We start from the raw sequence: 13,486 nt of genomic DNA, 5'->3' as shown, positions 1-13,486 counted from the left end.
AAATGAAAAAGAATCGATTTTTAATAGGTGCATTTGCACTGTTAGTAATAGCAATACCTGGTTGTAAACCTAATCTTGATCTTATTAATCCGCAGGAACTCTCAAAAAATACATATTATAAAACCCCTGCAGACCTTGAAGCGGCCGTCATCCCTGCATACCAGGCATTAATTGGTAAAGTCCAAGGTGGGTATGCCAGATCCTTCTATTATAATTTACTGGCACCGGGAGATGATTTCAATCACACTTTTAAGTGGGAACCTATGTATCAGGATACTTATAATACGCCGTCTAGTGATGGGTTGATATCGGGTTCCTGGAAAGACATGTGGAACGGAGTATTTGCGGCGAATACCGCTATTGCCGCTATTACCGGATATACCGGAGAAATACCTGAAGCGCAAAAAAGCCGTCTATTGGGAGAGTCTTATTTCTTAAGGGGATTGTTATACATGCATCTTTGTGAATTATTTGGTGAAACTGTTCCGTTGATAGACCATCCGACACTTTCCCAAGATGATTATTACCCGACAAATGCCAAGAAAGGTGAAATCTATGCATTAATCATTAGTGATTTTCAAAAGGCTACTGAACTTTTGCCGGTCAAAAGTGTAATGAATGCGGACGCAGCACATATGGGCAGGGCAACTAAAGGGGCTGCTGAGGCCTATTTGGCTAAAGCCTATATGTATAGACCCATTTTGGAAGTAGGGCAGAAAGCTCAGTTTGATAAAGCCGAAATTGAGCTGAAAAAGGTAATTGATAGCAAGGAATATTCCTTGATGCCCTATTTCAGGGACAATTTTGACGAGGCGCACGAAAATAACGCGGAATCAGTCTTTGAGGTACAATTACATAATGGTCCCGGTTGGTTAGGTGATGATATGTCTGACTCCTGGCGCTGGCAGGAAATTGGTATGTTTGACGGTACAGGTGGTGCATGGTGGAATCTCGCTCCAAACAAGAAAACCTATGATGAGTTTGAAAATGGGGATCCCCGGAAGTTCATGACGCTTTGGTGTGATGGAGGTGCAAAGTATACGCAAGTTGACGGCACTGTTACCGATTATGCATATTGGATGGCGCATTTAGCTACGAATAAAGATCTATATGGAATGCGTAAATATTGTCCTGATGTGCAGGTCGCTGATTTTGATGATGGTATTAATGACAGGTTGATGCGGTATTCTGGTGTTCTGTTATTGTATGCTGAGTGTCTGAATGAAAATGGAAAGCCAGAGGAAGCAAAAAAGTACATTAACATGGTAAGGAACAGAGCTAATAATATAGTTCCGACGGAACAACCACAGTTATGGTACCAACATGCTAAAGGCACTATTCCAGACGTGGATGGATTATTAGCAGAGAATATTACAATTAATGGTATAAAAATGAATAGTATTAAAAATATCATTCAACATGAGAGATATGTAGAGTTGTGCGGTGAATATGACCGTTATTTTGATCTTTTACGTTGGGGTATGGCAGATGCGGCTTGGTTAGCTCCATTGAAGGCAATTGGATGGACTGAAAAAGCCATGTATTATCCTTTTCCACAAGTTGAGTTGGATAATAACAAATCGCTTGAAGGTAATGCGATGAATCATTAAAGATGACAATTCCGATTGTATAGACCAGTGTGTATTAAAGTTGGTGAATTTTAAAATAATGCGCCTGGTCTGACAAGCGGATATATATCCAGGTAAATGACTTAGAACGTGCAGTTTTTAGATAAAATGTAATTGTCCGGAATTTTAAAGACGTGTTTCGCTAAGGACTAGATTTCGCAAACTTAAAAACATATAGATAGTTGCTTTAATTTATTTTATAGCTTGAAAATAGTGACATTATGAGAGAGTCTACTGATTGTGCTAAAGCAAAGAAAGATGATGGTAATATGATGACCTATGAACAGTCATATGCGTTGTTATTTGAGGATTTATTTAGGTATGCCTTTTCGATTCTTAAAAACAGGGAAGCTGCGGAAGATGCCGTTTCTGATGTGTTTGTGAAACTTTGGAAAATGAAGGATGATCTAGATCAGGTTGAAAATCTGAAATGTTATCTATTTAGAGCGACTAAGAATCACTGCCTCAATTTTTTGACAAAAACACCGAAGAACAGATTTGTGCAATATGAGGAAGTGGATGATTCTTATTATGTTGACAGTGAGGCGACGGTCAGCCCGGAGCAAATCTATATTTCAAATGAAATTAATGCGTTGGTACATAAGGCAATTCAAGAACTGCCTCCACAGTGCCGAGAGATATTTAAAATGGTAAAATTCAAGGATTTGCATTATAAGGAAGTTGCAACTGCGCTGAATATCAGCAAATTTACAGTAAGGAATCAAATTGTAATTGCGTCCAGAAGACTATCCAGAATATTAGCATGTTATTAGGAAATGTCAGTTTTTTAAGTAAGTGATGAAAAGGAATATTTAAGAAGGCAATAAAGAGCAGGTCTTGTATTTACCAGTGAGCGAATTGGACAGCAAAACTACTTGAATATTGAACTATATATTTATTGCTGATATTATGATTCATATTGATGTTGCGTATAAAAGTGTCTTTTATTACTTTTAAATTGAAAGGTTATTTGACTTGCACAGTGTATAAATAAAATTTATTTCATGAATAAAAATTATTGTGTTGTTTTAGTTAGTTGCTTTTTGGTTATTATTGGGGCCGTTACTGATAAAAGCCGCGCCCAAAACCCTATTATCCATAATCAGTTTACAGCCGATCCTACCGCCCGTTTATTTGGCGACAGCATTTATCTTTACCCCTCTCATGATATCATACCTGAAGCCGGTAAAGGAAAGGCAGGCTGGTTTAATATGGAAGATTATCATGTTTTTGCGACCGCCGATTTGGTTCATTGGCGGGATGCAGGCATGGTGGTAAGTCAATATAACGTTCCTTGGGTAAATCCAGCCTCTTATAGTATGTGGGCACCTGATTGTATAGAAAGAAAGGGTAAATATTATTTTTATTTTCCAAGTCAGAAACTGAGTCAGGAAGGGCGACCCTCCTTTGCGATTGGTGTGGCAATCAGTGCCAGTCCTACTGGGCCATTTGTTCCTGAGGAGAATCCCATTGAAGGGGTTAGTGGTATAGATCCTAATGTTTTTATTGATGATGATGGACAGCCGTATTTGTATTGGGCCCAGGGAAATATTATGGGTGCCAAATTAAAAGATAATATGTTGGAGTTGGCCTCTGATGTACATATTCTGAAAGATTTGCCGGTTAAAGGGTTAAAAGAAGGCCCGTTTTTATTTAAAAGAGAGGGTAAATACTATCTGACTTATCCTCATGTGGCTGATAAAACTGAGCGCCTGGAATATGCTATTAGTGACAACCCATTAGGGCCGTTCGTTCAATCAGGAGTTATAATGGACGCTTCTGCCCACTGCTGGACAAATCATCAATCTATTATCCAGATTAAAGGACAGTGGTATTTATTTTACCATTCTAATGATTACTCCCCGAATTTTGACAAAGCGAGATCAGCACGTATTGATAGTTTGTTCTTTAATGAGGATGGAACGATACAAAAAGTGATTCCTACATTCAGGGGTGTTGGTATTGCAAGCGGAAAAGATACTGTTCAAATTGACAGGTATAGTGCAATTAGTAAAAAAGGGGCTTCCATTTCTTTTTTAGATACCACGGACAGGTTTAAAGGATGGGCGTTAAATTTGTTTGAGCCAGGTGCCTGGGTGCAGTATAACCGGGTCGATTTTAGCGAGGGAGGTTTTAAAAAAATGAAACTCCGCATCAAAGCTGAAGGTGATGGTCAATTAATTTTAAAGCAGGCAGCAGCCAGTAGTGAAATTCTTTGCAGCATACCTGTTAAGAAAAGTGATGGTTTTGTGATTGTGGAAGCTAATCTGCTTCAAAACATAAAAGGCATAAAGCATTTGATTTTATCCGAAGAAGGGACCAAGCCAGCAAAGCTGGCTATTGATTGGCTTTTATTTGAGTAAAATTATTCCGGAAGATACAGTATAGGGATTGGGCGGTTGATATATCTGTCCACCCTTATTTTGCTTTATTAAGGTATTTGAAAGTTTATGGGGGGGGGGGGGGGGGGGACGTGTGTTAAACACTGTGGATAGTTGAGCATGAATGGTGGAGCTATTGACAGGCTCATATGATCCAACCTATTGTATCTTATTTATGAATTAGTAACAAGGATTTCATAGTCAAATATGATAAGTAACCTGGGAAATGATTAAGTTATCTTCATTCCCGGTTTAATTAAAAAAAAAAATATGAAAAATATTGTTTTAAAGTTAATTTGTTTGAGTGTAATAGTCTGTACGGCTTGTGACGCTATTGCTCAGAATTATACCCAAACCTCGAATGGGCTAAAAGCCCGTGTCGGTGATATGGAGGTGGAATTACAATTGTTTAGCCCAAGTGTTATCCGGGTAATTAAAGTAAAGACTGGAGAAGTTTTTCATAAGAAAAGCCTATCCGTTATAAGAAAGCCCGGAACAAATAGTGACTTTGATGTAATTAGAAAAGATGACCTGGTTACTTTGAAGACAGATTCATTGCGGGCTGTATTGAGCTTAAAAGATGGATCGCTGCGGTTCCTGGATCAAGACGAACATCAACTACTCGCAGAATTGTCCGGCAGCACTTCATTTAAGAAAAATCAGGGTGTGGATATAGGGAGTTATGAAGTTAGTCAGTCCTTTTCTTTAAAGCCGGATGAGGTTATTTATGGACTTGGTCAACAACAAAATGGGCGATTAAATCAAAGAGACCAAAAGAATATGCTCGTCCAGGGTAATACGAAAGTGTCCATCCCATTTTTTCAGTCAACAGGAGGCTATGGCCTTTTTTGGGATAACTATTCACCAACTTTATTTAAAGATACAATTGGTTTGACTTTATTTAAATCGGAAGTGGCCAAGGGGATAGATTATTATTTTATGAAAGGTTGTACGACTGATAAGGTGGTGGGGCAGATGCGTTTCTTGACAGGTAGAGCACCGATGTTGCCGTTATGGGTGTATGGTTATAGCCAGTCTAAAGAACGATATAAAACCCAGTTCGAACTGTTGGCTGTCGTAAAGAAATACCGAAGTTTAAAAGTGCCGTTGGATGGGATCATACAAGATTGGCAATATTGGGGAGATAATGCACATTGGAATGCAATGAGTTTTGATCCCGCTACCTATCCCAGGCCCCAGGCCATGGTAGATAGCGTGCACCATTTGAATGCTCATTTATTTGTGGTTGCCTGGCCGGGATTTGGGCCTGAGACAAGACAGTATAAGGATTTTAAGACAAAAAATATGTTGCTGCAATTCGATACTTGGCCACCTGATGCGGGCGTTAAAGTCTACGATGTATATGATCCTAGCGCGCGGGACTTGTATTGGTCTTATCTAAATAAGGGCGTCTTTTCATTAGGAGTTGATGCCTGGTGGCTGGATTCTTCCGAACCAGATCATTTAAACGAAAAAGACGCTGATTTTGATGAGCAAACTTATCTGGGTACGTATCGGAGTGTAAGAAATGCCTTTCCATTAGAACATGTAAGTGGTATTTATGATCACCAAAGAGAGATAACCGACAAAAAAAGGGTCGTTATCCTGACCAGGTCCGCCTTTGCTGGCCAACAGCGTTATGGAGCCAATACCTGGAGCGGAGATGTCAGTTCTAATTGGGAAACTTTCACTAGACAAGTTCCTGCGGGTATCAACTTTTCATTGACGGGGCTTCCTTACTGGAATACAGATATAGGCGGGTTTTTTGCGGGCAAATTTGAGAAAGGTGGCGGTGCTAAAAACCCTGCTTTCCAAGAGCTTTATACCAGGTGGTTACAGTTTGGCACTTTCATGCCAATGATGCGCTCTCATGGAACGAATATTCCCAGAGAGATTTATCAGTTTGGCAATAAAGGTGATCAGATTTTTGATGCTTTAGAGAAGTTTATCAAATTGCGGTATCATCTTCTGCCTTATATCTATGCGACAGCCTGGAACGTAACTTCAAAGGGCGGTTCATTCATGCGCCCACTTGAGGCGGATTTTAAAGCAGATTCAGCTGTTTCAAAAATTGGAAGCGAATATCTTTTCGGATCCTCCTTTCTGGTTACTCCTGTAACGCACAGTGGAGTCAAAAAGCAAAAGGTTTATTTGCCTGCAGGAACTTCCTGGATTGATTTCTGGACAGGTGAGCAGCTAAATGGTGGCCGCTGGATTCAAAAAACTGTACCTATTGATATTATGCCTTTATTTGTCAAAGCCGGTGCCATCATTCCATGGGGGCCAGATGTTCAATACGCCAACGAAAAGAAATGGGATGATCTGGAAATCCGGATTTACCCAGGTGCAGATGGGCAATTTGTACTCTACGAGGATGAAAACGACAACTACGATTATGAGAAGGGCGCTTATTCGGAAATTCAGCTGGACTGGAACGACAAGCGTAATACCTTAACGATTTCAAAAAGGAATGGGAGTTTCCCCGGGATGCTAAAGCATCGCAGTTTTAAAATCGTATTGGTAGATGAGGCAGGGAGTGGGACTGGGGTTTCATTATCAAAGAAATTTAATAAAAGTGTGACTTATACAGGGCAGCGTATATCAATTAAGTTAAATTGAAATTTGAAAGAGTTGATTATGATTTGAATGCATAAGTTTTATAATAATATGCTGTCTTCAGTCTGCAACAAGAATGATCGGCCCATTTTGCGTAATGATTAGCAATAGAATATAAAAAGTTATAAGGTAATGATGATTATAAAAAATAGATGGTCCTGGGTATTAGGCATTTTTATTGGGTTGGGAAGCTCTGTCAGTGCACAATCACAGATGGTTGCTGAAAAAATGCCTGCACATCAGGCCTTGGAACGCTTTGCGCTGGAAGATGTGCGCTTATTAAATGGGCCCTTTTATGAGGCTCAGCAAATTGATTTAGACTATATTTTGAAATTGGAGCCAGACAGGTTGCTGGCACCTTATTTAAGGGAAGCCGGTCTGTCACCCAAGGCGAAATCCTATGGTAATTGGGAAAGTATGGGATTGGATGGTCATACTGCGGGCCACTACCTGACAGCACTTGCACAGATGTACGCGGCCACGGGGAGTAAAGAGTGCCAGGACCGATTAACCTATATGATTGGCGAGCTGGCCAGGTGTCAGCAGGCAAGTGCGATTGGATATGTTGGCGGTGTACCCGGAGGAAAACAAATGTGGTCGGAACTACGAAAGGGCAATTTTGATCTTTTTGGTAAGAAATGGGTACCCTGGTATAATCTGCATAAATTATTTTCAGGCTTGCGGGACGCCTACCTAATTGCGCATAATCAGCAGGCCAAAACTGTTTTGATTAAACTTGCAGACTGGGCATATAATCTACTTAATGCAATGAGCGCTGAGCAGATATCCAAAATGTTGAGAACAGAGTACGGAGGTATGAATGCAGTCTCGGCCGATATTTATGAAATTACTGGCGATCTAAAATATTTGAAGCTGGCCAAACTATTCAGTCAACCTGAATTTGTTCAGGATCTGGCTTCCCATAAGGATAACCTAACGGGGTTGCATGCCAATACGCAGATCCCGAAAGTTATCGGATTTGAGAAAGTGGCTCAGGCAGATCCGGCGAGTGTACAATTCGGGCGGGCCGCCAGTTTCTTCTGGAACACAGTCGTATACCACAGGTCACTGGCCACAGGTGGTAATAGTGTCCATGAGCATTTTAATCCTATTAATGACTTTTCCGGACTTATGGAATCTGTAGAAGGGCCTGAGACATGTAATAGTTACAACATGTTGAAACTTACTGAATTACTGTTCTTGTCACACCCAAAAGGAGGATATATGGATTATTATGAAAGAACATTGTATAATCAGATGCTTGCCACCCAGAGAGGGGGTAAAGGTGGCTTTGTATATTTTACTTCTCTCAGGCCACGTGATTACCGTGTCTACTCGAGTCCACAAAAAGATTTTTGGTGCTGCGTCGGTACCGGGATGGAAAATCATGGCAAATATGGTGAAATGATTTATAGTCATAATGAATATGATCTGTTTGTAAATCTGTTTATTTCCTCCTCCTTACGGTGGAAGGGAAAAGGCATACGGGTAACTCAAACAACGAAATTTCCTTTTAATGAAAAGACCTCGCTGAAACTATCTTTGGCCAAGCCTGGACGCTTTTCAGTTTATCTTAGAAAACCTCAATGGGTGCAATCCGGGTTTGCTGTGAAGGTAAATGGAGAAAGTGCTGAGATCGCTACGGATTTGGAGAATAAGGTTCCGGGCTATATAGCCCTTAATAGAAACTGGAAGGATGGCGATGAAATTGAGCTTACTCTGCCCATGAATACCAGATTGGTTGCTCTGCCCGATAAGTCTGACTGGTCCTGCTTTATGCATGGGCCGGTTGTACTTGCAGCGGTGACAGACACTTCAAATATGTCTGGCTTAGAAGGTGATGGGGGAAGGTTCGATCATATTGCCGGAGGCCCTTTATACGAATTAAGCAAGGCTCCCTTATTGGTGGTTGATAGCAATTCCTTGCATGACCGGGTAAACAGCATGGTGAAGGCTATAGATAAGTCGACAATGACTTTTGATGCAGCTCCGCTCATTGCTCAACCAAAGTATAAACATTTAAAATTGATCCCGTTTTTTAAGTTGAATAATGCCCGTTACATGATCTATTGGCCCGTGGCGCAGCCCGGTCAGGTTGCTAAACGTATTGCGCAGCTCGAAAGTGAGGACGCAAAATCGCTTCCACTGGAAAAGAGGACCGTAGATCAGGTTACTCCAGGTGAGCAACAGCCTGAAAAAGACCATTTGATGCAAAGTGAAAATGCGGAAACAGGTCTTTTCAAGGAACGACACTGGCGTACACCTGGCAGTGGATTCTTTAGTTATCAATTGAAGATGGATCCTACGGTACGTTTTTTAAGAATTACCTTTTATGGGACGAATCAGGCAATCAAAGCAATGATATCCATCAACGGTACAAATTTGGAAGCGGCTAAACCAATCAGGGAAAAGAAGGATGATTTATATTGGGTTGATTATCCAATCAGCGAAGCCTTGAGGTTGAAGCCAGCAGTGGAAGTCAAATTTAAGGGAACGGACGATAACCATCCGGTTCGTATTTTTGATGTCCGCCTAATAAAATAGAGATAGTCTAAAATTGGAATACCTATGTGGCATTATTACTCAAATATCAATAAAAAGCTGGAAATGAATAAAAAGAACTTGTATGTTTTGCTCCTGATAATGCTCTGCAACGTTACTGGTTATGCACAGCAAAGTACACGGATGCAATTATGGTACGATCACCCATCGGGGGAGGTTTGGGAGAATGCATTACCCTTGGGCAATGGAAGGCTGGGTGCAATGGTATATGGAAATGTAGATACCGAACGCATTGCGCTGAACGAAGCAACCCTATGGAGTGGATCTCCAAATCAAAATAATAATCTTAAGGCATTATCCGCACTTCCAGAAATTAGAAAATTGATTTTTGAAGGACAGTATAAAAAAGCAGAAAACCTGGCAAATGAGGCCATCATTAGTAAGAAGTCCCAGGGTCAAATGTTTGAACCGGTAGGAGATCTTAAAATCGCTTTTGATGGAGGCACCGCTTATAATGAGTATAAGCGAACCCTGGATCTGGATAGTGCCTTGTCGACCACAACTTATGTACAAAATGACGTCCAATTTAAAAGAGAAGTTTTCACCTCTTTCACGGATCAGGTAGTGGTGATTCATCTAACCGCCAGTCGACCCGGCAAATTGTCATTTACCTCCTTTTTTACTTCTGTAGAACCACAAATCGATGTAAAAGCCTATAAAGAAGGGTTGATGATACATGGGAAATCGATCGACCATGAGGGCGTGGAGGGCGCCGTAACATTTAATAGCAACGTACGATTTAAGGTAGATGGTGGTGATAGTTACGCCGCAGACTCGAGCTTTGTTGTTAAAAAGGCGAATGAAGTAACGATTTTTGTTTCTATTGCGACTAATTTTAATAATTACCATGATTTAAGCGGAAACCCAGAAAAAAGGGTTGCAGCGTATATGGATAATGCCTTTGCGAAAACGTACAGTTCCTTGTTAAAGGCTCATGTTGCCTATTATCAAAAATATTTTAATCGAGTTCATATCAATTTAGGCACTACTGCTGCTGCGCATTTACCTACAGATCAGCGCCTTAAAAGTTTTGCCACTGGAAATGACCCTCAATTGGTAGCGTTATATTATCAATTTGGAAGGTATTTGCTTATTTCTGCTTCGCAACCTGGAGGTCAGCCGGCTACATTACAGGGCCTTTGGAATAATAAATTGTTTCCACCTTGGGATAGTAAGTATACTATTAATATTAATACTGAAATGAATTACTGGCCAGCTGAAAAAGCCAATCTTTCAGAAATGGGGCAACCGCTATTTGCCATGATAAAAGATCTCTCAGTAATGGGGGCGCAAACAGCGAAGCAAATGTATGGTGTAAGAGGTTGGATGGCACATCACAATACAGATATTTGGCGCAGTACAGGTGCTGTTGACGGGGCCTTCTGGGGCTTGTGGAGTAATGGTGGCGGCTGGCTAAGCAGACATTTATGGGAACATTATTTATATACAGGAGACAAAGCTTTTTTGGAAATGAACTATCCCTTGATGAAGGGGGCCGCATTGTTCTATGCAGATGTATTGGTGGAGGACCCTGTAAATCACTGGCTGGTATTATGCCCGGATATGTCCCCGGAAAATGCCCCAAAGGATCATGAAGGAGCCTCTATAACTGCGGGCTCTACGATGAGTAATCAGATTGTATTTGATATTTTCAGTCAGACAATCAAGGCTGCAAGACTTTTGAATAGAGATAGGAAGTTTATTGATACCCTTGAAAATTTAAGACGGAGGCTGCCTCCAATGCATATTGGGCAGTATGGGCAATTGCAGGAGTGGCTGGAGGATCTGGATAATCCGACAGATCATCACCGGCACATCTCTCATCTGTACGGGTTGTTTCCTTCCAATCAAATTTCCCCATATCGTACCCCACGCTTATTCGATGCCGCAAAGAGGACCTTGATTCAAAGAGGTGATATATCAACTGGCTGGAGTATGGCCTGGAAAATTAATTGGTGGGCACGAATGCTGGACGGCAATCATGCGTATATGCTTATTCAAAATCAATTATCCCCTGTAGGTACGAATGCAGGAGGTGGCGGATCTTATAATAATTTATTTGATGCGCACCCGCCGTTTCAGATTGATGGTAATTTTGGTTGCGTTTCAGGTATCACAGAAATGCTTATGCAGAGTCAGGATGGAACTGTTAACCTGATTCCTGCATTGCCAGACCGGTGGACCAAGGGTCGTATCTCAGGACTACAAGCAATTGGTGGTTTTGAGATTATGGATCTCAAGTGGAAAGAAGGGCGAGTGACAGAGGTCGTTGTTAAATCTACTTTGGGTGGAAACCTTAGATTGAGATCGCCTAACAACTTAAAAGCGGAAGGAGATGTCCGCATAAGAAAAGCAGTTGGAGAAAACCCTAATCCGTTTTATCAGAATGTAGGGACGCCCAAGCCGGTCATTTCTCCGAAAGCAACGGATGTTGTGAAAAGTCTTAAGCCAACGTTTGAATGTGATATTCAGACACGCAAAGGAGGGGTTTACCGCCTTTACGGCGATAGCCGTCCATAGCCCCGGCCCATTGATAAGGGACGTGAAATGGATGGATGAGCGTTGGTTAATCAAGTGTGTAAATTAATTGTAAAACTTTGGGGCCAGGCCTCGAATTTTAAAATAGATATATGGCAAATAGATATGAGCAATTTAAAGGTTGGGCAGTTTTATTGATCTTCTTTTCGATGTTAGGTATGGGTGCGCCCGCTAATGCGCAAAGTTCATTAAAGGGGACTCCATATAGTAACCCGATGATTTGGGGAGATTTTCCCGATCTTTCCGTGGTACGCCATGGCAAGGATTATTATTTGATCAGTACAACGATGCATATGATGCCTGGTGCGCCGGTAATGAAATCCAGGGACCTGGTACATTGGGAGTTGGTCAGTTATGTATTTGATAGCCTCAGTGACAATTCTAAGTATGATTTGATCGGCGGGACAGTTTATGGACGAGGGCAGTGGGCTTCCTCTATCAGGTATCACAATGGCAAATACTATGTATTGTTTTCCCCTAATGACCAGCCTTTCAGATCCTACCTTTATCAGACAAAGGATCCCACAAAAAAGTGGAAGCTGGTAACCAGGATGCAACATTTTCATGATAATTCACTTTTTTTCGACGATGATGGGAAGGTGTATGTTTTTTATGGTACAGGACAGTTGCGTGAATTAAACCCAGATTTGTCCGGTGTGAAAGAAGGTGGTATTGACATGAAGATATTTGACCGGGACTCCAGTGAGACTGGACTTCTGGAAGGGAGCCAGGCGATTAAATATAAGGGTAAATATTATTTATTAATGTTGTCCTGGCCACGTGGCGGAAAGCGCAGACAGGTGTGTTACAGAGCGGATAAAATTACCGGGCCTTACGAAAAGAAGGTCATTTTGGAAACGACATTCGCCGGGTTCCCTTATGTAGGACAGGGGAGTATAATTGATGATGTCAATGGGAACTGGTATGGGTTAATATTTCAGGATCGTGGTGCTGTCGGAAGAGTGCCCATGCTTATGCCTGTACATTGGACCGACGGTTGGCCGATGCTGGGAACCGCCAGTGGTCATGTGCCAGCAAAGGGAATTATTCCATTACCTCCAAGCATCCCAAAGCATAAAATATTTGTGAGCGACGATTTTTCCGGGAAAAAGCTGAAACTGAACTGGCAATGGAATCACAATCCAATTAATAGCGCCTGGTCATTAAAAGAACGACCTGGATTCTTGCGATTGAAAACTGCGAGAATAGTTAAAAACCTTTATTTGGCGCCAAATACGATCTCCCAAAGAATGTTCGGCCCTCAGTCTACCGCCACCATTAAGATCGATATAAGTCACATGAAAGAAGGTGATGTGAGCGGGTTTGCTGCATTTAATGGGAATTCAGGTGTAATGAGTGTTAAAATGATGAATGGTCAGAGATGGCTGACTATGTCTGATCAGGTTGTTGATCTGTCTAATGATACTAAGGCGGTCCTAAAAGTAGACGAAATTGAAAGGGGCAGGGTTAAATTGAATAATGATATCGTCTATCTGAGAATATCCGGGGACTTCGGGGTGGGAAAAGATACTGCAAATTTTTACTATAGCCTGGATAACCTTAACTGGAAAAAATTAGGGACTCCTTTTAAAATGCAGTTTGATTATAGAAGGCTATTTATGGGAACTCGTTTTGCGATTTTCAATTATTCAACAATATCGACTGGTGGATATGTTGATATCGATTATTTCAGGCTTGGTGAGTGAATAGTTGAAAGCTGTACGTAAGTCTGACTATTAATTCAATTTAGTCAGACCCGAT

General features: G+C 41.2%; 7 protein-coding genes. All 7 read left to right on the top strand.

What is annotated here, in order from left to right:
• The first annotated feature begins 2 nt into the window (after positions 1–2).
• The 7 genes from K9M52_RS08615 (at position 3) to K9M52_RS08585 (ending at position 13,431) form a co-directional block, all read left to right on the top strand.
• On the top strand, positions 3–1,610 hold the full coding sequence (locus tag K9M52_RS08615) for a RagB/SusD family nutrient uptake outer membrane protein (RefSeq protein ID WP_224071652.1): 1,608 nt from the start codon (positions 3–5) through the stop codon (positions 1,608–1,610).
• A gap of 239 nt (positions 1,611–1,849) precedes the next feature.
• Positions 1,850–2,401, top strand: a complete 552-nt coding sequence (locus K9M52_RS08610; protein ID WP_224071651.1) for an RNA polymerase sigma-70 factor — start codon at positions 1,850–1,852, stop codon at positions 2,399–2,401.
• 231 nt (positions 2,402–2,632) lie between these two features.
• Positions 2,633–3,991 carry a family 43 glycosylhydrolase gene (locus tag K9M52_RS08605; protein WP_224071650.1) on the top strand — a complete coding sequence of 453 codons (1,359 nt, stop codon included), beginning with the start codon at positions 2,633–2,635 and terminating at the stop codon, positions 3,989–3,991.
• A 288-nt stretch (positions 3,992–4,279) separates the two neighbouring features.
• Positions 4,280–6,628 (top strand): glycoside hydrolase family 31 protein, encoded by a 2,349-nt coding sequence (locus tag K9M52_RS08600; protein WP_224071649.1) that lies wholly within the window; start codon positions 4,280–4,282, stop codon positions 6,626–6,628.
• Between the two features lie 129 nt (positions 6,629–6,757).
• Positions 6,758–9,169, top strand: coding sequence for a glycoside hydrolase family 127 protein (locus K9M52_RS08595; RefSeq protein WP_224071648.1), 2,412 nt, complete (start codon positions 6,758–6,760; stop codon positions 9,167–9,169).
• A gap of 63 nt (positions 9,170–9,232) precedes the next feature.
• A complete protein-coding gene (locus K9M52_RS08590) occupies positions 9,233–11,707 on the top strand; it encodes a glycoside hydrolase family 95 protein (RefSeq protein WP_224071647.1) in 2,475 nt (824 codons plus the stop codon).
• Between the two features lie 110 nt (positions 11,708–11,817).
• Positions 11,818–13,431 carry a glycoside hydrolase family 43 protein gene (locus tag K9M52_RS08585; protein WP_224071646.1) on the top strand — a complete coding sequence of 538 codons (1,614 nt, stop codon included), beginning with the start codon at positions 11,818–11,820 and terminating at the stop codon, positions 13,429–13,431.
• Positions 13,432–13,486 lie beyond the last annotated feature (55 nt).

The sequence above is a fragment of the Arachidicoccus terrestris genome, assembly GCF_020042345.1.
Lineage (GTDB): Bacteria > Bacteroidota > Bacteroidia > Chitinophagales > Chitinophagaceae > Arachidicoccus > Arachidicoccus terrestris.
Note: the sequence above shows the minus strand (reverse complement) of the source record. Positions and strands in the feature narration are given on the sequence as shown.